Origin of the sequence: Dyadobacter jiangsuensis, assembly GCF_003014695.1 — a bacterium.
Classification (GTDB): Bacteria; Bacteroidota; Bacteroidia; order Cytophagales; family Spirosomataceae; genus Dyadobacter; species Dyadobacter jiangsuensis.
Map to the genome: position 1 here is coordinate 169,372 of NZ_PYAS01000008.1, position 23,835 is coordinate 193,206.

Here is a 23,835-nt window from a genome sequence, read left to right on the forward strand (position 1 = left end):
GTTTAGTGTTATTTCAATGCAAAGGCGATGTAATTCCCGCCGATTTTCTGCCCGCGGCCGCCACCGGCGGCGATCACGATGTACTGTTTACCATCGATCTGGTAGCTGATCGGCGTAGCGAAACCACCGGCAGGTAATTGGTATTCCCAAACAGTTTTACCTGTTTTCTTATCGAATGCGCGGATTTTTTCGTCTTTGGTACCCGCGATGAATACCAGGCCGCCAGCCGTCACAAGCGGGCCGCCGTAACTGTCGGTACCGGTAATGGGAATGCCCTTCTTCGTAAGTTCCGGATATTCGCCTAATGGCACGCGCCAGAGGTATTCGCCGGTATTCAAATCAATGGCGTTCAATGTCCCCCAGGGTGGCTTTACACCCGGATAACCGTTCTGATCCGTGAAGCGCTGCCAGGTTTTACTTACGTAGGCGGGCATGTACGGGAAGCCGTCCTTGCTGGCAGGCTTAGCGGCTGCGCCAGCCGATTTTACGGGCGCCGCCCCTTCCCTCTCGCGGTTCAGCAGGAAATCGATCAATGCATTTTGCTCTTTATCAGACAAATGACCGAAAGAAGGCATCCGGCCGCTGCCCGTTTTGAGAATGCTTTTGATCTGCACGGGACTTAGCTTTTTGCCAATATCCACCAATGCAGGTAACTCCGGGCCGCTGCCCTTGCGATCCTGGCCGTGACAGGCCGCGCAATTGGCCAGGTACAACGAGTTGCCCAGCGTTCGCGGCGCTTCGGATTTCTTCTGCGCTGCGTCGATCATAATCAACTCCCAGGGCTCTTCATTCACATTCTGATAGAAAACTCCGTCGGGGTCGACCGCATTACCACCCCACTCGGCCCCTCCGCTGTAACCGAACAACAATGTGCCGGTAGTGCTGGGCGGAGCGAATTTGTGGTCTGTTTTGATTTTGAGATAGCGCTCCTTCACATAGGCATGCGCCTCGGGAGAAATATCGGTAATATCCGCTTCTGTAAACACCTGCCGTGAAAGCGGGGCTGGTTTCAGCGGAAACTTCTGGGTTGGGTAAGGATGCTCACCCGGAAGACCATTGACGGGAACTTTTCGCTCTTCCACCGGAAAAATAGAAGTTCCCTTATCACGATCCAGGACGTAAACCAGGCCGTCTTTCGTGCTTTGAACTACCACATCCACCCGCTTGCCATTGTGTGTTATGGTTGTCAGATTGGGCGGGCTTGGATGGTCGCGATCCCAGAGATCATGGTGGACCGTCTGGTAATGCCATTTCCGCTTGCCCGTCTCGGCATCGAGCGCCATAATGCAGTTCGCGAAAAGGTTGCTACCCTTGCGGGCACCGCCATAGAAGTCGGAGGCTGGTGATCCTGTGCCAAAATACACCACACCACGCTTTTCATCGAGACTCATCCCGCTCCAATTGTTGGTAGCGCCGATTTTCTTATAGGCATCCTTCGGCCAGGTGTCGTAACCGTACTCGCCCGGTTGCGGTATGGTATGGAAAACCCATTTTAAATCACCGGTCACGACATCGAATGCGCGGATATGCCCCGGTGCAGCGTCACCCGATTCGGAAACGGCGGAGCCTAATATGAATGTGTTTTTGAAAACAATCCCGGGGCTCGTTGCATTCACGGAGAGCTTGCTCACATCATGATCGAGGCCCGTTTGCAAACCGGCGTGAATATCCACCCGACCATCTTTTCCAAAACCCCTGACAATCTCTCCGGTAACGGCATTCACTGTGTACAAGCTCGACCCGACCGTGTACAGTATACGTTTATCATCGCCATTCTCCCAGTACACCACACCCCTGTTGGAATTGAGCCGGTCGTCTTTAAATGGCTCAAATTTCCATATCTGTTCTCCGGTGCCCGCTTTCAAGGCGAAAAGCTTCAACTCCGGGGTGGTACCGTAAAGCACGCCATTGACCACAATCGGCTGGCACTGAATGGCCCTGTTCCGCTGGCGGCCGGGGTTCGCAGGATCGGGCTTTTCGGAAGCGTCGTACATCCACGCTACCTGCAAGCTCTTCACATTATCAATATTAACCTGATCCAGCGGCGAATAACGGTTTCCGGCCTTGTTGCCACCGTAATTGGGCCAATCCGCTCCTGGACCCACCTGTCCGGCCGGTACCTGGCCCGAAAAACTGCTGCCCAGCATAACTGCCACGCACAATGAACCCACTGACAAGCCAATGCCCTTTTTCCAAAGCGCCAACTGCAAAAACTGCTCGCTTCCCATTAATTTCAAAGTTTCGGTTAAAGTTTCAGTTATTGGATCGACAGCTCGTCCAGGGTATATGCTTTGTCACGTGATACAGTTTGTTCCCGGATCGTTTTCACATCGGCCGGGCGCACGGGCGGCGAGTTCGTAAACTCATAACGCACATAACTGAGCACGGAAGCGATCCATTCGTCGTCGTTATCCTTCATTGAAGGCATTTCAGTCGGGTAACTATTACCCTCGATCGGTCCGGAGAGGCCGTGGAGCAGGATCCTCACGGAGGCCTGCGTGTTGTTCCGGTTCAACCGGCGTGATCCGGCAAGCGGAGGTGCGGTTTTGCTGGTCAGCCCTTTTCCGTCGGCACCGTGACAAGTAGCGCACAGCGATTTATAGATCACAGAGCCGTTCATGACCAACGTCCTGTCCGGTGCATCGAGCCGTCCCAGTTTCATCCCGAACTTCTTGGCATCCTCATTCTTTTCCACGCTGCGCTGTGCACGGGCGAGCACTTCCGCCCCATTGGCATTCCTGACAATTTCACCTGCCAATGCTTTCGCTTTCGGCGATTCGCTGTACGCCAGTGAGAAAATAAGCTGCATACGTACATCGGCGACTGGGTCTGACTTCAATGCTGCCAGTGTTTCTATCATCGCGTCGTTCTTTTTCAGATAGGGCTCTGTCATTCGCACGGCCGCTTTCCGGATTTCGAAATCGTTGTCCTTCAATGCGCGGACAATGCTGTTTTGATCCAATGCATTCAGTCCTTCCAGCGTCCACAATGCATGCAGGCGTGCGAGCGCCGATGGCGACTTGGTCACCTCATTGCTTTCACCTGCCGCTATCGCTTTCAGCAGCGGTACCACCGATTGATCGTTGCGCACGACCAGTTCTTTTTGCGCATTATCACGCCACCAGCCATTGGGATGGCCCAGGTACCCTACCAGCTTTTTCGAAGTCTCATCCAGCATTTTAGGCTTCGGCCCTGGCGCCATGCCGTCGTGAACGAGGCGGTAAATGCGACCGTGCTGGATGTTTTTATCCAACCCCAACCGCTTGATTTGCGGGCGCAGGTAGCTTTTTGGCCCGGTCCAGTTACCTTCCTGAATAATTCCACGGTTCATATCGACAATGTACAGGCAGCCGTCCGGACCGGTGTACATATTCACCGCGCGGAAGTTCATGTCTGTGGAAGCAATGAATTCTTCCTTATCATATGCATTTTCCAACGTGATTTTGCCATTCTTGTTGATCACCTTCGCCCGGCGGATCAGCCTTCCTACGGGCTCGCTGATCAGCAGGTCGCCTTGCAGATCGGCAGGGAGCTTATCTCCGCGGAATATCACCTGCCCGCAACTGGCCGTGAAATGATTGAGCGTCGTATCGGAGCGCAGACGTTTCAGACCGCCTTCCACGTCAGGCGTTTTAATAATCGGCCATACCTCATTGAATTCCTCTTTGTATTGGTCTGCAAACTCCATCCGCCCGTAAACCGGGTTGATCTGGAAACCCAACGCGGGCGTTTCACCGCCAGCCGACGAGAAGTACAAGCGACCATAGTTGTCGTGCGTAAGCCCCCATTGCCCGTTCGAACCGCTGGGAATGGAGTCGGGTTTCAAAACACCGTTGGCATAGCGGAAACGCACCGCGTCCACGGCCATGTAAATCCAGTTATCGACATTCCAGTCGAGACCGCTGCGCTGGTGTTCGAGGTTTCCGGGTGCTTTTTTATCGGGCGTGTACACAGGCCGTTTTTCGTCGGCTACACCGTCCTTGTTGGTATCCTTATAACTGTAAACATTATAAGTATCCGTCTCATTCACAAGCAATTCATTCCCCACACAAAGCAGCATTCTGGGCAAAAGCATTTTGTCGATAAAGACCGAGCTTTTATCCATTTTACCGTCATTATCGGTGTCTTCCAGCAGCATTACCCGGCTGGTAGGCGCATGCTCGTCGGTGCCCTCCACATCCTGCATATACGTGTTGAGCTCGGCCACGTACATGCGCGCATTGCCGTCCCAGGCGATAGCCACGGGTTCGTGGATCATGGGCTCACTGGCCACCAGTTCGAGGTGGTAGCCTTTGGGTAATTTGAATGTTTTAATACTCTGCTCGGGCGTCAGGTGCGTAGGCGAAGGATTATCCGTAAATGCGGGAATAGCGCCGACCGATGCATCCGTGGTACGAAGCATATCGCTTTTGAAACCGTTTTGCCGCGATACCTGGCAGGTAACCAGTGTGGCCGCCAGCACTCCGGCGATCCAGATTTTCTTGTTCATGGTGATAGGTTTAATAAGGGTTAGGTCAGCGGGTAAATGTGTAGGTCTTTCCTTTCTCTGTTTTGAAATCATACAAAGCCGTTTCGGGCAGCGTCGAAGCGGTCATTTTCGCAGCGGGCGAAACTATCGGCTTTGGAATATCAAGCAATTGATAAAAAGGATTGCTGTTTGCGCTGCCATCGGCGGCAAGCGACAAGGAATGGCCTTTCAATACATTCGGAAGTCGTAGCCGGCAATTTCCACCCAGATTGGACTTGATCACCAGCTTCGAAACCTCTCCTTCTTTCCATTCCAATGTCACGATTTCAAAACCGCCGCGTGCCCGCAAGCCGCTGATCGACCCGTTTTTCCAACTGTCGGGAATGGCCGGAAGCAGGTGAATGGCGCCGTCGTGACTTTGCATGAGCATCTCGGCTATGCCGGCCGTACATCCGAAGTTACCGTCGATCTGAAACGGAGGATGCGCATCGAAAAGGTTGGTATAAGTGCCGCCTCCACCCTTTTTGCCGGGTGCATTCACCGGCGAAAGCTGGTCGGTGATAAGCTTGTAAGCGCGGTTTCCGTCGAGCAGCCGGGCCCACCAGTTCACTTTCCACCCCATCGACCAACCGGTAGAAACGTCCCCGCGGTGTTCCAGCGAAGTTCTTGCAGCACTGAACAACTCCGGCGTGCGATAGGCCGAAAGCTGATGCGACGGGTACAGTCCGTACAAATGCGAAATGTGGCGGTGCTTGTCCTCCGGACTGTCGAGGTCTTCGAGCCATTCCTGCAACTGTCCGAATTTCCCTACCTGCATCGGAGGCAGTTGCGCGCGCTTGTTTTTTAATGTTTTGACAAAATCGGCATCCGTTCCAAGCGCCTCCGCTGCACGGATCGTGGCGGTAAAAATGTCGTACACGATCTGATTATCCATCGTGTTGCCCGCCCCGATCGTCGTTTTCGGACGGATCGAAGGTGCATTTTCCGGCGACATGCCCGGCACTACTACCAGCCATTGGTGTGTTGGCTCCGGCACCAGGAAATCGACAAAAAACTGCGCCGAGCCCTTCAAAGCCGGGTACACCGATCGGAGGTATTCCTTATCGCCCGAATAGCAGTATTTTTCCCACAAATGCGTGCTCAGCCAGGCTCCGCCCATCGGCCACATCGCGTAAAAAATCGGGTCCACCGGGCCGGTAATGCGCCACAAATCGGTGTTGTGGTGTGCCAGCCAGCCCTTCGCCCCGTACATAACCCTGGCCGTTTCCTGCCCCGTTACCGAGAGTTCCTTCACCATTTGTACCAGCGGTTCGTGCAGTTCGGTCAGGTTGGTGACCTCCGCGGGCCAGTAGTTCATTTCGGTGTTGATATTGATGGTATACTTGCTGCCCCACGGCGGGTTCATTTGATGGTTCCAGATGCCTTGCAAATTGGCGGGCTGTCCGACCGGCATTCCGTTACCGCCCGGCTGCGAAGAAGAGATCAGCAAATACCGCCCGAACTGGAAGTATAGCGCGACCAATTGCGGATCATAACCCGAAGCGAATTTCACAATACGCTCATCCGTAGGCCATTGAGCAGCCTCCGAAGTCCCCAAATCGAGCTTTACCCGGTTGAAATAATGCTGATAGGCCGCAATGTGGCTTTTCAGGATTGTGTTGAACGGCTTGGCGGCCGCTTCGCTGAGGTACTGGTCCGCTTTGGCTTGCGGGTTGGCCGTCAGGGTTTTGTAATTCACAAAATTGGTGGCAATAGAAATGTAAATCGTAGCCGCATTTGCCTTGCTAACCGTCAGCGAGGTGTCTCCTGCGCTCATTTGCCCGCCCTCAGGTGCTACGAGCACATGCGCGCGAAACGCCACCTGGCCCTTGATACCTTCCTTATCTCCGCTGATTCCTGCAAAAATCATCCTTCCGCCCTTCTCCATTTTCCTTTCTCCTTTCTGCGGACTGTTCAGAAACGAAGTGAATGTCAGTTTACCGGGCTGATCGGCCGTGAGGCGGATCGCAATGACCTGATCCGGCACCGATGCAATGACCTGTCGGGTATATTTCACGCCGTCGACCGTGTAGGAAGTGATGGTTACGGCTTTCTCGATGTCCAGTTCACGATAGTAATCCGTAAACTTCTCATGACCGGGAAAGTCGAGATTTAGGTTGCCTACGGGCTGGTACATCATCCCGTTCGTCGTTTTCGACTCTATTTTTTCGGCAGCCAGTTTAGCGGCGTCGTCATTTTTTCCTTCGAAAATCAGTTTGCGTACTTCGGGCAATGCGGCCAGGGCATTGGGATTGTCGTTGCGGTTGGGGCCGCCCGCCCACACCGTCGATTCGTTGAGTTTTAGGATCTCTCTTTCGGGGTTACCATACACCATGGCACCCAACCGGCCGTTTCCAACGGGCAATGCGTCGGTCCAGGTATTTCCGGCCGGTTTTTTATACCAGAGTTTCAACGCTCCCCGCGTTTGAGCAAAAGTTGGATTGGCAAAAGCAAAAAGAGTCAGGCTTAGGAATAGGTGTTTCATGAAAAATGTCTTGTGGTCCTTTGCGTTAAGAGGACACAAACGGGGATTTTTAATGCTTTGGATTGTTAAAGTTTGGTTAATCGGCGATGGTTGTCTATCAAACTCAGTTCGGAGAATGTCGCTGCTGGCCAGCAGGGAAAACGATGGGCAAATTAAGTGGGCAGGATTAACAGGGATATTAATAAAAGCTTAATGGAGCGCGGAATTGTGAAAAAGGTTGACCTAATCCAATATTTTGCTGGTAACATCGGGATCTGCATTCAAATATGCTTCGCTCACCACCGAAAAAAAAAGGTTATCTTCGTGCATTAAAATAGATGTATGTTTGGTTTTTCCGTCGAACACCACATCCTTATCCAGCTTGATTACACCAGTACCTCGTTGTAGCAGATACCAACCATTAAACTTACGGCGACGACTCATTTGCTTTTTGTCATCATCGTCGCATACAAATGTGAGAATGCTATCGCGGTTCAATTGGAAATGCTCTTTGATGATTTTTGCCAAAGTATGCATCACGCGCCTGTCGCGCCGGCCAGCACAACTTGACCAAAATCCAAATGTGTAGATGTCATCTGAAAGCTCCGGGAACAGCGGGAACCACGAGGAGTCGAGCACAAAATAGACGGTAAAATCTACATTATGATCAGTGTCAAAGTGGTAAGTCCCCGAAGCAGGATTGTGAAAATAGCTATATGGTCTTAACAAATTTGATTCCTCGTGCATTCAACTCCTGAATTGTAATCTCGCCCTTGAAATAGGCATTGATCGACTCTTTCGTGCTTAGAGCCTGACCAATAATGCGTCGAAATTGAACTTTCGCCGCATCTGCCTTTTGAGGAACGTCCGTAGTTGCTGCTTGTGAATCTTTCATGATAACCAATCCCTATATCCAAATATACCGAAATTTTGGATAGATCTAAAATACCAGCTTTCCCAACAGCTCATCTAAACCACCCAACTGTTACGAATAAAAATCAAGCGGTAAAACGAGGCATTATCCCACCTCACTTACCTTCCTAATCTTCTCTGTCAGCAGCTGCCGATCCGCGCGCGATTTCGCCAATCCTAGCGCTGCATTAAAATATTCCAAAGCTCTGCCGTCATTAATCCCTAAATACAGCTCTCCAAGTAGCGAGTGGTATAAATGGTTGTCGGCAAGATTCAGTTTTTCGGCTTCGCGGATGGCATCGGCTTTGGAACGGGCCTTGGCAAGGGCATAGGTTCGGTTCAGAGCCGCGATGGGCGAATATTCGAGGATCAGCAGTTCGTTGTAATATTGAAGGATGCGCTCCCACTTTTCAGGTGTATCAGCCTTGATGGTGTGCCAATAGCCGATCGCCGCCTCGAGGTGGTAGCGGGAAAGCTGCTGCCCGCTAGAGGCACGGTTGAGGTAGTATTCGCCACGGCAGATCAACTCCTTGTCCCAGAGGCTGTCGTCCTGGTCCTGATAAAGCACGGTTTCGCCTTCCGGATTGGTGCGCGCTTCGAAGCGGGAAGCGTGAAAGCACATCAGCGCAAGCAGCGCGTTGACGGGCGGTCTGTCGGTACCTGGGTTTTCCGTCAGCATTTTTGTGAGCCACATGGCCTCAATGCAGACGTCCTTTCTCAGCGTGACATCCTTTCCGGCTGCGTAGAAGCCTTCATTGAAAAGCAAATACAAAGTCTTCAAAACCGCGTCCAGACGCAACCCGATTTCGGCCTCTTCGGGAAACTCCATTTTCACTTGCTCGGTACGCAGTTTTTCCCGGGCGCGATAAAGTCGCTTATTGATGGTTTCTTTGTTCGTCAGGAATGCGCTGGCGATTTCGTTGATCCCTAACCCGCAAAGCACATTCAACGCAAGGCCGATCTGCGATTCAACGGGAAGTGACGGATGGCAAATGGCGAACATCATCTGCAACTGGCTGTCGGTAATGTTCCTGGCGGACAAATCGATGTCGATCTCGTCACTTTCCCGGCTATTTTTGGCCACCTGACCGCTGACTTTTTCTTTAAACAGCTTGTCGCGCCGAAGGTAATCGAGCGTTTTATTGCGTGCAACAGTGTAAAGCCACGCCACGGGATTATCGGGAGCCCCTTTGATCCCCCACATTTCGGAAGCAAGCAAAAAGGTATCGCTGGCAATGTCCTGGGCAATTTCGATGTGTCCCAAGCCGAAGGTCTTACTCAACACCGCCGTGATCTTGCGGTATTCTGTCCTGAACAAGTGTGGTATCAATTCCTGGTTTTCCATCGCCTTAAATTAAAAAAGCCTTTGCTGGTTACAAAGGCTTATGAACATTCGGGTTCCCGGCTACATACGGTCTATTTCTCTCACTTCGACATTACCGCCGAAGAGCAGGATCGGACAGCCCTTAGCCATTTCGGCCGCTTCATCCAGCGACTCCGCCCGCACCATCGTGTAGCCGCCTACCGACTCCTTCGTTTCGATATACGGACCGTCGACGATTGCCTGCGAGGGCTTTACCACCTTGCCCGCCGCGTTCAACCGGTTGCCCCGGTCGATCAGCTTGCCTTGTGCGGCGATTCCCCCGATCCAGTCCATCCATTTTTGCATGCTGGCCTGCATGTCCTCGGGTGAACGGTCGGCCAAAGTAGATGGATCATTTCTGAAAACAAACATGAAGTCTTTCATTTTGATATAAGGTTTAAGTTTTAAAATCTGTTGACGAACAGCCCGCACCGGACTGGACAAAAGCTTAGCTTTTTTTGAAAAACTACATTCTGATGATAGGTCTTACTTCCACATTGCCACCGGCAAACAGAATCGGACAGCCTTTGGCCATTTCGGTTGCTTCGTCCAACGACTCGGCACGCACCATAATGAAGCCCCCGATAGATTCCTTCGTTTCGATGTAAGGCCCGTCTGTGACAACCTTGGCCGGCCTCACCACATTGCCCTCATTCGCCAGTTGGTTTCCCCTATCCACGAGCTTGCCGTGGGCTGCGATACCACCAATCCAGTCCATCCATTTCTGCATGCTGGTTTGTAGTTCTCCGGGCGACATGCCAGCCATTACTGCGGGATCATTTCTGAAAACAAACATGAAGTCTTTCATTAGCATAAAAGGTTTAAATTTTAAAATCTGTTGACGAGCAACCCGTGCGGAACTGGACAAAAGTTTAATTCTTTTTCTTGAAAAAAATCACCGAATAGCAGAATCGGTCATTCACCCTGGTACGATTGTTTCAATAAACGGCGTAAAATCAAGCGCATACCATCGCAAAACAGACTTTGGAATGACCATCACACGCACGCATTCAACCAAAAGACGTACGGCTAAAATACTGATCGGGATTGTGGTCGGCATCGTGGTAATCCGGCTGATCCTACCTTATGTAATCCTGCATTTTGCCAATAAGAGCCTCGCCGGCATGAACGGCTATTACGGGCATATCGACGACATTGACCTGGCCATTATACGTGGGGCTTACCAGATCGACAGCATCTACATTAACAAAGTCGACCGCGGCTCGGAAGATAATATCAGAGCGAAGCAAACACCTTTTTTCGCTTCCAGAGAGATCGACCTATCGATTGAATGGAAGGCATTGTTCAAAGGCTCGATCGTCGGTGAACTGGTATTTCAGCGGCCTTACCTGCTCTTTACCAAAGACAAAGTCGAGCCGAAAGAGGTGGTGAAGGACTCCGCCGACTTTCGCAAGATACTGGACAAGTTCATGCCCCTGAACATCAACCGCTGCGAACTTCGGGGAGGAGCAATCCAATACAAGGATTTCAGTTCCAGACCCCATGTCGATATTGCCATGACCAACGTGAACCTGCTCGCTGAAAACCTCCGAAACAGTTACGATTCATCGGCTGTTCTGCCCGCGAGCATCCACGCGACGGCGGATGTGTACGAGGGGAAAATGCGCTTCGACGCCAGGCTGAATCCGCTCGCCGACTCCCCCACCTTCGATATGAGCGCCGAGCTCAACAACACCAACCTGGTGAAGCTGAACGACTTTTTCCAGGCATATGCCAAGGTCGATGTCAACGACGGACGCTTCGGATTATACACCGAGGTGGCGGCAAAAGACGAACAATTCAAGGGATATGTAAAGCCGGTAGTCAAAAACCTGGATATTTTGGGTAAAGAAGACCGGAAGGACAATCTGCTCCAAAAACTATGGGAAGCCGTTGCGGGCGGAGCAGGCAAGCTGTTCGAGAACAAAAACAAGGACCAGGTAGCGACCAAAGTGCCTTTTGAAGGCCGGCTCGACGATCCCAAAACAAATATATGGGTGGCTATTACCAACATCCTGCAAAATGCATTTATCCACGCCATTCAGCCTTCCATCGACAATGAGATCAGTATTGCGTCGGTGAAGGAGGATAAAAAAGAGAAGAAGACCTTTTTTCAAAAGATCTTCTCGGGAGGCGATGACAAGAACAAGAAGGACAAAAAGAGCGAGAAGAAAGAGTAATAGCTATTCCTGTGAACCGGTATCACCGTTTGTCAACCCGGAAACAACTCCTTTCTTGTGCTTGTGCAGCCGTTGAGCTGCATCGATGGAATGCGAAGTGTGGATGTCGTTGTCCGCCTCCGACATTTCGGCCAGTTTCTGATAAAATCTGCGCAGTACATCGAGTTCCGTCTCGCTCAGGTCCTCGATATCCACCATTCGATTGCTTGCGAAACGGCTGGCAGCAATGAGTTCGTTCAATTTCAATTGAATGGCTTTTGAATCTTTGTTCTGCGATTTCTGAATGAGGAAAACCATCAGAAAAGTGACGATCGTCGTACCGGTATTGATCACCAGCTGCCACGTATCGGAATACCCGAAGATCGGTCCGGTAATCCCCCAAACCAGTATGATACCGAATGCCACGCCGAATGCCATTGAACTACCCGTCCAGGCCGTAATACGGGTAGCCATTTTCTCAAAAAAATTAATTTTTCCCCTTTCCATAAATAAATGTTGTTGATAAAAGCAATCTCGAACCTTTTGGCCTGAAATTCTATTTCTGTGCCTGATTTTCAGATAAAAAATATGCCATTCCGATGAGCGGCGGCAACATCCGCATTATCGCAAAGCAACTATTCCTTTCCAAAAGCAATGCGCTACCATCGACTCAAAACAGCACCAAAATCAGAAACATGACTTTTGTCATGTTTTGAAATAAATTTCTTCGCATATATTTGTAGAAGTACTTCAATCAATTTTACTCAACGTTATTAAAAAAAGGGCTTCTTCGTGAAGCCCTTTTGATTTTCAATGTTTCATTGCGGTTCCGGTCGCATGGTCACCGTGTTGGTGGGGGTTTTCGACTTTGCCCACCTTTTGATAGTCTTTCAGGACCTTTTTAGATTCCTCACTACCAATCGCTTCCACACGCTGGATCATGTAAGGCAGCATCTTCGGAAACTTGGATTTTTCGGCCAGCTGCAATGCGCGCTTCGCGTCAATCGGCGCCAGAGGTTCGGCGGCATACCATTCCATGAGCGGCAGGTTATGATCGTCCTTGTCGTCGGCTTTCTGCACCAATGCATCCAGCACATCCCAGCGTTGGGAAGGATCGAGGCGAAGCATTCCCGAGGTCAGATATAGCCTTACCAGTTTGGAATTATCTTTCTGTGCCATTTCCGCAAATTTTTTCAGTGTTTCCGGCGATACCGATTTCCCTTCGGTGAGAAGCTGTACCGACCAGCTGCGAATGTATTCGCTGTCATTTGAAAGCAAATCCGCAAGCTCCTTCTCAGTGAGCCCTTTCGTCACGTGGAGCGTCCATAGCGCACGGAGCTTCCGGGTCTCGTCCGGATTCTTCGCAAGTATCTCTTTCAATGCCTTGTGTACCTTTTTGTTGGGACCTCGTTCCTGCAAAATGGTGCGCGCCTGGCGGACGTACCATTCATTCGGATTCAGCTGGTAGTTGACCAGCTCCATATCTGATGCCTTCGACAAATCCACCTGCACCCATTTGTCGTTGTCATGGGTTATTTTGAAAATGCGGCCCATGGTTTTGTTGTGCACGTCCGGATTCGGGCTGTGGCACTGGTTTTTGTCGTACCAGTCGATCGCCCATACCGACCCGCTCGCATCATATTTGAAGTTCAGCCATTGTGACCAGGAGTCGTTCATTGCCATGAAGTCGTTCTTGTGGGTTGCTTCATAACCAGATCCCGAGCGGGTAAGATGATCCATATTGAGACGCGCGCCGTTGATATTGTTCATAAAAATATCGTTACGGTACTCCTTGGGCCAGCTGTTGCCGAGGTAAATCATCGCCCCCGCATGCGCGTGCCCGCCACCCGCGGATGCCGAGCGAAAGTTGCCAGCGTGCGGCCCACGCTCACCTACCCAATGCACGTGATCGGCGATAGTTTTAATGTCGTCGTAAGTATAAGGATTGAAATGCTTCCCTGCCTGCCGCTGGTAACGCGCACCCTGGATCACGTGGTACATGTGCGGGATCACACACACGGTGATGAACGGATGCCCGTAGTCATTGAAATCGATGCCCCACGGATTGCTCGATCCCTCTGCAAAAACCTCGAATTTATGGGTAGTCGGGTGGTAGCGCCACACGCCGGCATTGATTTTGGTCCGTTCCGAATCCGGTGCGCCGGGCTTGCCCACATTGGAATGCGTAAATACCCCGTGCGTGCCGTAAAGCCAGCCGTCGGGCCCCCAGCGTAGGTTGTTGAGAACTTCGTGGGTATCTTCCAGGCCCCAGCCATCGAGTAGTATCTGAGGCGGCCCGGCGGGTTTGTCATTTTTAAAATCGGCGGGAATAAACAGCAGATTAGGCGCCGAACCCAGCCACACTCCACCCATGCCCACTTCGATACCGCTGATGAGGTTCAGGTTTTCGGCAAATACCTTGCGTTTGTCGAGGGTGCCGTCGCCGTTGGTGTCTTCAAAAATCAGGATCTTGTCCCTGCCTTGTCCTTCCTGGGCGCGTACCGGGTAGGTATGTCCTTCTACCACCCAAAGCCTGCCGCGGTAATCTACCGTGAAGCTGATGGGCCTGATAATATCCGGCTCCGCAGCGGCAAGCGTAATCTTGAAGCCCGGCGGAGGGGTCATGGCCTTAGCTGCATCCTTGCCGGACAAGCCCGCGTTCAAAACGGGATCCAATGGCGGAAGAATGATAATATCCTTCTGTTTCAACTCATTGGGAAAGTCAGGACGGCTGGGGTAAAAGCGGAAATCATCGAAATTGATGTGCGCCCATTTGTCGTTAGGAATGTAGGGGATCTGCGAAATGCCCGTTTCGTTATCGACGATACGGATAAAAATCTCCTTGTTCAGGTACGGCTGCAAATCCACCACGGCCGGCTGCAATGTTGCCCTGCCCTGGCCGGTAATGTGGTACACAACCTTGTTATCGGCGGCTGTCACAATTTCCACGCGCGTATCCTGCAACGCCCCGCCCGACACCCTGAATGCCGCAAACGGCTGCGTTACCTGAAATGGCACTGAGGTGAGCGTACCCGTTTGCTTGTAATTGAGCGTCCCCCCGCTGCTGAGGAAATACTTCCCTTCGTAGCCGATATTCATGTCCTTTTCGTGCACGGGAGAAGGATCGGAACTGAAAAGCGCATTGGTAAATGCATCGCCCGTTGCCGTCCAGTTTTTCAGGTCACCTGTTTCAAAACCCAGATTCAGCGGCTGCCCGTCCTTCAAAGGAAGCTGCCCAGCCACCGTTTCGTTGGAGATAACCCCTTCCACTACCTCAAAACTGCCGACCATACCCGCGGCGCGGTGCCCGGGCACAGAACAGAAATAGGTATCGCTCTGCTCGGCTTTGAAGGTAATGCTGGTGCTGGTACCCTTTTCAATGATCACTTTGCTTTTGATACCCAGCTTTTCGAGCGCGATGTCGTGTGTCATGAGCTCGCCATTTGTAATGGTGATCCTCACGCGGTCGCCTTTGTTGGCTTTCAACGTGGGGTTGCGGGAACCATCTTTGGCAAAAAAGCCGAGCATGGTAGCTTCCAGTGCATAGTCCCGATCAAACTTCTCAGTGGGTTGTGTGGTAGTCGTTTTTTGCGCGAGGGAGTCCTGCGCGGGTACAGTCACCATGGCTAATGCCAGCGGGACGAGCATGTGTGTCAACCTGATCATATTGAACTGTTTAGGAATTTCTGTTTTAAAAGTTGAGGAATAAAGGAGGGCGGCACTATGTTTATACTTATTTGAAAAAATTCATTTTTGCTTTTGAAAAAATTCATACATTTGAGTACTCAATCTCCTTTGTTATGAAAACCGTTGCTCAGCCCGGGTCAAATTTGAAATCTAAATTCAATCACATTGACATGAACAGCAATTTTTCAATTGTGCTCTCCGCTCGAAAAGGCCTGCACACGAAAGTTTTCTATGATTTCGCGGAGGCTATCAAAATGCCCGAACGGAGATTGGCAGCCATCATGAACGTCTCTGCCCGCACTATCAGCAACTACAAGGAGGCTCAAAAGCCGTTGGAACCGCTTTACGGCGAGCATCTTTTGAAACTAATCGCACTTTTTGAAAAAGGGGAGGAATTCTTCGGGACGATCGACGAGTTCAACTATTGGCTGCAAAAGCCCTTCTGGAATTCGACGGAAAAGCCTGCTGACTGGCTGACGACCGGCGGCGGTGTGGATTTCCTAAGCGAGGAGCTCGATAAAATGGCAGAAGGTTATCCGGCGTAAAAGATGCTAGTATTCCGGATCGTCCACAAACTATATGCCCATTCTTTGTTCGCTTCCGGTATGCGGGGGAGATGGAACAGCCCAGGCAACAAAGTAATTTACGCGTCGGAGACGGTCACACTCGCATTGCTCGAAAATATGGTAAGAAGGCAGGGCGTCGGGTTCAACAGCGATTTCAAGATTATGTTTATTGAAATACCCGATGATGCCGTGACCGAATCGATCACCGAAAGCGACCTGGAAGCCGGTTGGCATGACCCGAACGATTACTCGCAATGCCAGCCGTTAGGGGACCGTTGGTTCGGCACGGGTAAGGCGCTTGTGCTGAAAGTACCTTCGGCAGTGATGCCTCTTTCAGCCAATTTTGTCATCAACACCCTCCATCCCGACTATTCAAGCGTGACGCTTGTGGATGTTACGGACCTCGTTCCCGATCCGCGGATTGACGACATTTTAAAGAAATATGGTTTTAAAGCGGGCAGTTAATCCGCTACATGCTTGCCCGCAGCCTCCTGATTTTCGACAATCCTCAATTCCGTAATCTTCCTAATCAGATCCAGCGGCATGGGTTTGTTCAACGGGAAATGCACCGAGCCTTTTGTTCCCTTGTATCCTGAAAGTTCCGTTGCAAGCACCTCGGCAATTCTTCCTGTAACCGGGTAAAGCGCAATATGCTTTTTCCATCCGGCAAAATAAATGAGATATGTACCGTTTAAATTGAATGTGGGCATATTGTAGGAAATCGTCTCCACAGCCTCAGGTGCAGCGCTCCTGATTACGCCCCGAATTTCTTGCAATGCCTTCCGCACCTCATCCGGAAAGGTAGCGATGTATTCATCTATCGAGTGGGATTTTGCGGCCATGTTCCTTAGTATAAATGAGTCGAGAAGTTAGCAAAAATTTCTACTTTCGGAAATGACTAAAACCAAACTATCCTTGATCTCGCTCGCGTTGATAGCGGGCCTGGGCCTTGTTGCCCTCAAAAGCCGGAATGCTCCGGCAAAACCAAATGCTGCCAAACGGCCTAACATCATCGTGATACTTGCCGATGATATGGGTTATTCGGATATGGGCTCCTACGGCGGCGAAGTGCATACGCCTAACCTCGACTACCTCGCTCAAAACGGCCTGCGTTACCGGCAGTTTTACAATACCTCGCGCTGTTGCCCTACGCGCGCATCCCTGCTTACGGGCCTCTACAACCAGCAGGCCGGAATCGGAAAAATGACCGAGGCTGAAAACCAGCCGGGCTACCAGGGACATATTACCGAAAATACCGTAACGCTCGCAGAGGTTCTCAAAACCGCGGGATACCAGACGGGAATGACCGGCAAATGGCACGTTTCCAACACTTTTACCCAAAAAACACCGCAGGAGCAGCTCGCCTGGCTGAATCACCAGAAGGAAGCAGGCCCTTTTTCTCCCATTGAGCAATACCCCACCAGCCGTGGTTTCGATAAGTATTTCGGGACCATCTGGGGTGTCATCGATTTTTTCGATCCTTTCAGCCTGGTGAATGGCCAGGAGCCGGTCAAAAGCGTTCCCAAAGACTATTACCATACCGACGCCATCAACGATACGACGGTCGCGTATATCCGCGAATTTGCAATATCCGACAAGCCATTTTTCCTCTATGTAGCGCAGAATGCGCCTCATTGGCCCTTGCAGGCAAAACCGGAAGACATCGAAAAATACAAGGATACTTACAAAGGTGGCTGGGAAGCCGTGCGCAAGGCGCGTTATGAAAGAATGGTGAAAATGGGTCTGGTTGACCCGAAAGTTACGCCGTTACCGGAAACACCGGCTGGCGCTATGAAGTGGGAAGAAAATCCTGATCGCGAATGGGATGCCAGGGCCATGGCCGTCCACGCTGCGATGATCGACCGCATGGATCAGGGAATCGGCCGCATTATCCAGGCATTGAAACAGACCGGCGAATTGGATAATACATTGATCCTCTTCCTGACCGACAATGGCGCCAGCCCTGAAAACTGTGCCAAATATGGCCCGGGTTTCGACCGCCCGAGCGAAACGCGCGACGGCCGCAAGATCGTCTACGCTACCGAAAAACAGGTAATGCCCGGGCCTCAGACCAGCTACGCATCGATCGGTGCGCGCTGGGCGAGTGTAGCCAACACCCCTTACCGCTATGCGAAGGCCGAGTCGTTCGAGGGTGGCATTAATACGCCGGTGATCGCCTTCTGGCCTAGTGGTATTACGGCCAAAAAAGGAAGTTACAGCGACCATACCGGCCATGTGATGGACCTGATGGCTACATTCTGTGAACTTTCCGGCGCGAAATATCCCACACAGTTCAAAAACAACGACATCAAGCCCACTACCGGCGCAAGTCTGGTCAGTTCATTTTCCAGCAAGGCTTCCAAAGGCCATTCAGAGCTGTTCAACGAGCATTTTGGTGCCCGCTATGCACGGGAGGGAAATTGGAAACTCGTGTCGCCTGCCGCCGATCCCACCTGGCAGCTTTACGACCTTTCCACCGATCATTCGGAAACCAGAAACCTGGCGGCTGCCCATCCCGAAAAGGTAAAACACCTGGCAGGCCTTTGGCACCAATGGGCCAATACCCACCAGGTATTTCCAAAACCGGGCAAACAGGCCCCTTCAAAATAGCAATCTACTAACGTCCCGAACTGCCGCCTGCATTGGTCACCATGGAACTCGTGGTGAAACTGGTGCCGGCGGTACCGGCCGTGTAAGTACCTGATGTGTATAGTCCGAAAAAGTCGGTCGTACCTGCTGTCGTACCGCCCGTGTACACCTGATAGGTTGTTCCCTGTTTCAATTTCGGGCTTGAAAACAGCATTGTGTTGTAGGCCCTCGGGATGGTGAATGTCATCGCTTCCCCATCCGAAGAGCGAATGTGCATCAACTGGTTTGCAGAGCCGGAACCCAGAATTACCGAAGGCTGGGTACTGACATTTGCTGTCGGTGAGCTGGTTGCTCCACCGGTACCGATGAGTATGCCCCCGGTAATTTTAAAGGTATTCCGGTCGCAATCGAAACCTTCTTCCGGGCCGCCCGCTGCTATGGATATGATCCTTCCTCCCGTGATCGTCATCGGGCCATTCGAATCGATACCGTCGTTGGAGGTGCTGTACACATAAATATTGCCTCCATTGATGTAAATGAAGCTGCCTGCATTCAACCCATCGTCGGCAGTTTGGATATTGAAGTCGCCGTTGTTGATCGTCAGTACGCTTTTGCTTTCGATCCCCTCGCCTGCCGATGATTTGATATTGAATGTTCCGCCGTTGATCGTCACGAACGGATCGATGCTGGTGTCGGTGTCGTAGCTCGCTGTAATGGCTTTATCGGCCACATTGACGGTGAAGTTGCCATTGTTGATCACAATGTAACCTTCCTCGCACTGAATGCCGTCACCTGCTGCGGTGATGCTTACCGTGCCGCCATCGGCGATGAACGCGTCGTTGGTGTGAATACCATCGGACGCCGCTCCGGTGACCGTGATATTACCACTAATTATTCGTACGTAATCGTCGCTGCAAATGGCGTGCTTGTAATTGGCTTTCAGGCTCAGCGCGCCTGCCCCGCTGAAAATCATTTGCCCCTCGCTGAATAGCGTCGCTTTCATATCTTCCTCCCCGCTGGCGGTATAGCTCGCTCCGTCGGTCAACGAATTCGTCGTATTATCATTCAAAACAATAAAGGCACGTTTCTCCGACTGGATATTAATTGCCGGACCATCGGCATTGGTAATGCTAACGCCATTGAGCGTAAGCTTGAACTTCTTATCGCTGTAAATCTTGACAGAACCATTCGTTGTAGTTCCCGACAATACGTATTCTACTTCCGCTACCGTGGCATTGATTATCACATCACCGTTCGACTCCGTTACCGTCACCCCACTGCCCGCCAGTGGATTGGTGATAGTGACAGCACTTCCAAACTGGATGGATACAACCGATGAAAAAGCAGAGTTAGCCAAAAGGTCATCCTCATCGGCGGCTGTGCCCGTGTCACCTTCCGGCGCGGCGGAGACAAAACTGACGCTATCGATATTAATCGAGCCATCGGCATTGGTATTGCCCGGATCTACCGTACTATCGTCGTCTTTGGAACAAGCGAGACATGTCGCCACGAGCAGCGCCGCGAATGCGGCCCTTGTAAACTGTGAAATTCGGAGGTTCATACTGAGTTATGATTGGTGCGCAGAATTGTTAACTACGCCTCAGTACGCGGTTGCATCTGTGTGTGACGCAGTGTTACAAATTTTTGCTTTACCGCACATCTCAAAGCACCAGCTTATACCCTCTTCCCCGGATATTAATAATCTGAATTTTAGGATCTTCCCGTAAATACCGGCGAAGTTTGGTGATGAAGACGTCGAGGCTGCGGCCGTTGAAGAACGAATCGTCGCCCCAGAGTTCGGTGAGGACTTCGCTGCGGCCCAGGACCTCGTTGCGTTGCTGGTAAAGGCGCCGGAGGAGTTCGGCTTCGCGGTGGGATAATGTCACCTCGTGGTCGTCGACGGAGAGTTTTTGTTTGGCAGGATCGAAAATGTAGCGGCCTATTTTGAGCGTTCCGTTCGCATTCATGCGCTGCGCTCCTGTACGCAGGAGTGCGTTGATGCGTGCGACGAGTTCGTCGAGGCTGAATGGCTTTTTCAAATAATCATTTCCTCCCAACTCAAAACCACGAACGACATCCGATGTTTGGGAACGGGCGGTCAGGAACATGATCGGTGTATGCGGGTCGTCGCGGCGGATTTGTTCAGCCATCGTGAATCCGTCCATATCGGGCATCATGATATCGGCGACGACAATATCGGGATGATGCTCGCGGTATTGGGCGAGGCCGTCCGTACCGTTGGCGGCATACAGCACATCGAACCCTCTGTAAACCAGACTATCTTTCACAATCATTCCCAGCGCGGGCTCATCCTCGATGAATAGTACGGTAGCCATTTTTCAAAATTTTAAAACAAATGCACTCCCCTTGCCCGGCTCACTGGCCAGACTGATGCTACCGCCATGTTTCTCTACTACCTGCCGCACGTACGCCAGGCCGAGGCCGAAACCTTTCACCTGATGCAAATCGCCCGTCGGGACGCGGAAGAAACGATCGAAAACCGATGCCTGGTAAGCCTTCGGGATACCGATCCCATTGTCGGCAACGGTGAGTTGCCAGCCATGCGGCTCCTGCTCATAGTTGAAGGAAATGGTCACGCGGTCATAGGAGTATTTGATCGCGTTGTCGATGAGGTTATTAATGACATTTCCAAAATGCATCCTGTCCACCTGCACCATGGTACCGAATGGGATATGCATATTAAAAACCACCGTTTTCGCGGCTTTGATGCGGTGACTGGCGGCCAGCTCACACAAGATTTCGGCCAGGCTCACCGGCTCTGTGCGGAATTCGAATTCCTGCTTCTCTTCCACGGCCAGGTTCAACACTTTTTCCACCAGGTCCGACAGCCTTTGAAGGTTGGTTTGGGAAATTTGCAGGTATTCTTCCGTTTTGCGCGGATCATTCAACACACCGAAATTCAATAGCGCATCCACAGCCGCATTGACGGTCGCGATGGGTGTTTTGAGTTCGTGAGTCATATTGTTGATGAAGTCGTTTTTGATGTCGGAGAGCTTCTTTTGGCGCAGGATCGTCCGAAGCATAAACACAAAACAGCCTGTCGTGAGGAGCAGGAGCATCAGGGAGCAGCCCAACAACCACGCCATACGTTTCAACAGGTATGGGACAGGCGTTTCAAAAGTGGCCTGGACGAACAGATGTCGCACCGGATTGATGGGCAAGGGTAAAGTCCTGAATCGGTCATCACTTTGCCTCCTCAAACCATTAAAAATGATCACGTTATTAGCTCCCGCCTTCGGATGAATGTACAAGGTATCCAGCAAAAAAGCCGCCTGAATATCCCTTCTTGCCAATTCGGCCTGATAAGCTGCATAAATTTTCTTGAGATCTACCCTGCCGCCTTCCCTCCATTCCTGCACCACAAATCTGGAAATGCGGCGCGCAAGCGTATCAGCCGGTGCGACTATAACGCTATCGTTGTTGAACTGGTAATAAAACCGGGATGCTTCGCCGCTGCGAACGCCCAGGCGCCTGACCACCACACGCGCATCGCGGGCAACACTGCCCGGCGCCTTTTTTGTAACATCGCCGCGGGGAGGTTCATTAGGGACATCACCGCCGGGCGGCTTGGAAGGGGCATTTTGCTCTCTCATTAAAACGCGTGCATTGTCAAGCTGCTGTCCCTCCACAACCTGAAACAATGCGTCCTGAACCACATTAGCGAATTGCTGCCTGTTGAGTCGGTAGGTCGTCAGAAGCCAATATCCCTGGAATGCATTGATCGCGACAATGCAGGCGGTCATGAGCCAGAAAATCGATCGGATACGGCGGTTCGTCATACCGCAAAGCTACGCTTTCCCGACGGATGATTTCCGGAACCTTAACACTATTTAACACAAAATAGCATTGATTAATAAGGCCTTTTAGCGCAGGAGTGAAATCGCCGGCGCTTCCCTGCGGTGAAATATCCGAACGCCGTTCAGCTCCCTCACCAGCCGGTAATGGCGCCGCACATACTCGCGCACGACCGGCACTTTGTCGTGGGGTAGAAAAAGATCCCCACGCTCCGAATAGTCGCGGATCATCGCTTCAATGAAGATTTTCGGTTTGTTTTCTTCCATATCTTCCACAAAATCACGCGTCCAGTTTGGAACGAGCGGTGATTTCATCGAAAAATGAAAGGTATGCACATCGCGGTATCCCATGGGACGCTGCGCTTCCACGAGCAGCCCGTCGCGCCAGCCCCATACCACCACCGGGTCCGAAGAGCGGCTATTCTGTACGATATGGCCCACCACCTTTTTGTCGATATCGTCGCGTTTATCGTAAGCAACATCCTTATCGAGGTATTTAAGGCTTACAAGCGTTTGTGCAACGCCGCCGAGCAGCAGCAGGCCCACGGCATATTTCCGAACCTCCGGCTGGGTTACCGACAGGAATAGTGCATTAAAAATCAGCAAGGGAACGAAGAGGAAGAGCTTATAGTGCTCGAAATTATTGCCCGATTGCAGCACCGCGTAAATGCTTAGCAGTAAGAGCAAAAAGGTAAAAACAAACGGCATCCAATTGGGTTTGAACTCTGAACGCCACTTTTTGAACGACAAAACGGGTAATACAACAGCCAGCATAGCCAGCGTGAGCACGTAAATACCCGAGCTGGTCGCATAAAAAATAAACCGCACAACACGGCCGGGACTGAACCGTTCGGCTATGGGCATGGAAGAAAACTGTGTCGTAAAGGAATAATAAAAGTAGTTCCAGAAATAGTTGTTCCAGAAAACGTCCAGCTTGCCGCGTAAACCATAAAACACGTTGATCAGCACGGTGGGCAAAAGGCACCCAACTACTAATGCCGCCATATTTCGCCAATCCTTCCTTTGCGCCATGGCGAGTAGTAAAAATGCTCCGGTGAGCAATCCCATCGGGGCATTTTGAAATTTGGCATAAACAAGACTTCCCAGCAATACACCCCCAAAAGTGGCAACCACAGGGCTCGTCCATCGGCGGTAGAAGTACAAAAAGAACAATGCGACGCCCGCAGTCACCATGAAAATGCTGCTATGCTCGGAATTGTAGGCGGCGAAAATATGGCAGATTGTGCCCAGAAACAGCGCAAGGCTCCAAGTGAGTACCAAGCTGAGACTTTTCCCAGCAAACAACTTACATATCTGATACAGAAGCAGTACCGTCCCCGTCCATAGCAGCAAACCGATGATTTCAGCGCTGCTGTAACTAACCGGCATCCCTGCCCATGAGCCCGCGAGCAACGGAAATACCGTCAGCGGACGCGCGTCGGTGTAGTTCAGTAATGTCCAGAGCTTATCGGGGTAATGATTGATGGCTATCACCGCGCTGAGCCAGGTGCTTGTATCGATATCATACTCCCTATCCCGCAAAAACGGGAATCTTACAGCCCATACCAGCACCAGCATGATGGCGATTATTGCTGCTGCGTCTTTTCCGGAAACCTTGCGTTTGGGGTCATTGATATACACCTTATAAATCCACAAAGTCGATAGAAAAAAAACAACAAACAGGAATAGTTTGAAGTAGAGATTATAAATCATTAGTTAACAGAGGGTTGCTTAAGGTTGAGTTCGATAAACCAATATAAGGCAGGCCCCCTG

18 protein-coding genes are annotated in these 23,835 nt (G+C 51.3%); 4 read left to right on the plus strand and 14 right to left on the minus strand.

Features of this window, described 5'->3' with window-relative positions:
- Nucleotides 1-8 precede the first annotated feature (8 nt).
- The 7 genes from CLV60_RS17645 to CLV60_RS17685 all read right to left on the minus strand — a co-directional run bounded on the left by CLV60_RS17645 (nucleotide 9) and on the right by CLV60_RS17685 (nucleotide 10,054).
- Nucleotides 9-2,228 (minus strand): outer membrane protein assembly factor BamB family protein, encoded by a 2,220-nt coding sequence (locus CLV60_RS17645; protein WP_106596695.1) that lies wholly within the window; start codon nucleotides 2,226-2,228, stop codon nucleotides 9-11.
- Nucleotides 2,229-2,257: 29 nt separating this feature from the next.
- The gene (locus CLV60_RS17650) at nucleotides 2,258-4,489 is read right to left on the minus strand and encodes a DUF7133 domain-containing protein (RefSeq protein ID WP_106596696.1); all 2,232 of its coding nucleotides are present in this window, start codon (nucleotides 4,487-4,489) and stop codon (nucleotides 2,258-2,260) included.
- 25 nt (nucleotides 4,490-4,514) lie between these two features.
- On the minus strand, nucleotides 4,515-6,992 hold the full coding sequence (locus CLV60_RS17655) for a glycoside hydrolase family 95 protein (RefSeq protein WP_106596697.1): 2,478 nt from the start codon (nucleotides 6,990-6,992) through the stop codon (nucleotides 4,515-4,517).
- Between the two features lie 222 nt (nucleotides 6,993-7,214).
- Nucleotides 7,215-7,718 carry a DUF6169 family protein gene (locus CLV60_RS17665; RefSeq protein WP_146151569.1) on the minus strand — a complete coding sequence of 168 codons (504 nt, stop codon included), beginning with the start codon at nucleotides 7,716-7,718 and terminating at the stop codon, nucleotides 7,215-7,217.
- A 271-nt stretch (nucleotides 7,719-7,989) separates the two neighbouring features.
- On the minus strand, nucleotides 7,990-9,228 hold the full coding sequence (locus tag CLV60_RS17675) for an RNA polymerase sigma factor (protein ID WP_106596701.1): 1,239 nt from the start codon (nucleotides 9,226-9,228) through the stop codon (nucleotides 7,990-7,992).
- 60 nt (nucleotides 9,229-9,288) lie between these two features.
- Nucleotides 9,289-9,630, minus strand: coding sequence for a YciI family protein (locus CLV60_RS17680; protein ID WP_106596702.1), 342 nt, complete (start codon nucleotides 9,628-9,630; stop codon nucleotides 9,289-9,291).
- 82 nt (nucleotides 9,631-9,712) lie between these two features.
- Entirely contained in the window at nucleotides 9,713-10,054 is a 342-nt protein-coding gene (locus CLV60_RS17685; RefSeq protein ID WP_106596703.1) for a YciI family protein, read from the minus strand.
- A gap of 181 nt (nucleotides 10,055-10,235) precedes the next feature.
- Here CLV60_RS17685 and CLV60_RS17690 point away from each other — a divergent pair, with 181 nt between their 5' ends.
- The gene (locus tag CLV60_RS17690) at nucleotides 10,236-11,426 is read left to right on the plus strand and encodes a DUF748 domain-containing protein (RefSeq protein WP_106596704.1); all 1,191 of its coding nucleotides are present in this window, start codon (nucleotides 10,236-10,238) and stop codon (nucleotides 11,424-11,426) included.
- Nucleotides 11,427-11,429: 3 nt separating this feature from the next.
- Here CLV60_RS17690 and CLV60_RS17695 read toward each other — a convergent pair whose 3' ends face one another.
- Complete coding sequence (locus CLV60_RS17695) at nucleotides 11,430-11,912, minus strand: low affinity iron permease family protein (RefSeq protein WP_106596705.1); 483 nt, start codon at nucleotides 11,910-11,912, stop codon at nucleotides 11,430-11,432.
- Between the two features lie 303 nt (nucleotides 11,913-12,215).
- Nucleotides 12,216-15,029 (minus strand): PVC-type heme-binding CxxCH protein, encoded by a 2,814-nt coding sequence (locus CLV60_RS17700; protein WP_374755651.1) that lies wholly within the window; start codon nucleotides 15,027-15,029, stop codon nucleotides 12,216-12,218.
- 233 nt (nucleotides 15,030-15,262) lie between these two features.
- Between CLV60_RS17700 and CLV60_RS17705 the strand changes: the two genes are divergently transcribed.
- The gene (locus tag CLV60_RS17705) at nucleotides 15,263-15,637 is read left to right on the plus strand and encodes an Xre family toxin-antitoxin system antitoxin (protein WP_211302252.1); all 375 of its coding nucleotides are present in this window, start codon (nucleotides 15,263-15,265) and stop codon (nucleotides 15,635-15,637) included.
- A gap of 3 nt (nucleotides 15,638-15,640) precedes the next feature.
- A complete protein-coding gene (locus CLV60_RS17710) occupies nucleotides 15,641-16,123 on the plus strand; it encodes an RES family NAD+ phosphorylase (RefSeq protein WP_106596707.1) in 483 nt (160 codons plus the stop codon).
- Here CLV60_RS17710 and CLV60_RS17715 read toward each other — a convergent pair.
- Entirely contained in the window at nucleotides 16,120-16,500 is a 381-nt protein-coding gene (locus CLV60_RS17715) for an iron chaperone (protein ID WP_106596708.1), read from the minus strand. The two genes, CLV60_RS17710 and CLV60_RS17715, sit on opposite strands and share 4 nt — an antisense overlap.
- 52 nt (nucleotides 16,501-16,552) lie before the next feature.
- On the opposite strand from CLV60_RS17715, the gene CLV60_RS17720 reads away from it, so the two are divergent.
- A complete protein-coding gene (locus tag CLV60_RS17720) occupies nucleotides 16,553-18,268 on the plus strand; it encodes an arylsulfatase (protein WP_106596709.1) in 1,716 nt (571 codons plus the stop codon).
- A gap of 7 nt (nucleotides 18,269-18,275) precedes the next feature.
- Here the strand turns inward: CLV60_RS17720 and CLV60_RS17725 are convergent, their stop codons facing one another.
- The 4 genes from CLV60_RS17725 to CLV60_RS17740 all read right to left on the minus strand — a co-directional run bounded on the left by CLV60_RS17725 (nucleotide 18,276) and on the right by CLV60_RS17740 (nucleotide 23,775).
- Nucleotides 18,276-19,808, minus strand: coding sequence for a carbohydrate-binding domain-containing protein (locus tag CLV60_RS17725; protein ID WP_106596710.1), 1,533 nt, complete (start codon nucleotides 19,806-19,808; stop codon nucleotides 18,276-18,278).
- Between the two features lie 100 nt (nucleotides 19,809-19,908).
- Complete coding sequence (locus CLV60_RS17730; protein WP_106596711.1) at nucleotides 19,909-20,583, minus strand: response regulator transcription factor; 675 nt, start codon at nucleotides 20,581-20,583, stop codon at nucleotides 19,909-19,911.
- Nucleotides 20,584-20,586: 3 nt separating this feature from the next.
- The gene (locus CLV60_RS17735; RefSeq protein ID WP_106596712.1) at nucleotides 20,587-22,047 is read right to left on the minus strand and encodes a sensor histidine kinase; all 1,461 of its coding nucleotides are present in this window, start codon (nucleotides 22,045-22,047) and stop codon (nucleotides 20,587-20,589) included.
- Nucleotides 22,048-22,131: 84 nt separating this feature from the next.
- Nucleotides 22,132-23,775 carry a hypothetical protein gene (locus tag CLV60_RS17740; RefSeq protein WP_106596713.1) on the minus strand — a complete coding sequence of 548 codons (1,644 nt, stop codon included), beginning with the start codon at nucleotides 23,773-23,775 and terminating at the stop codon, nucleotides 22,132-22,134.
- Between the last annotated feature and the right edge of the window lie 60 nt (nucleotides 23,776-23,835).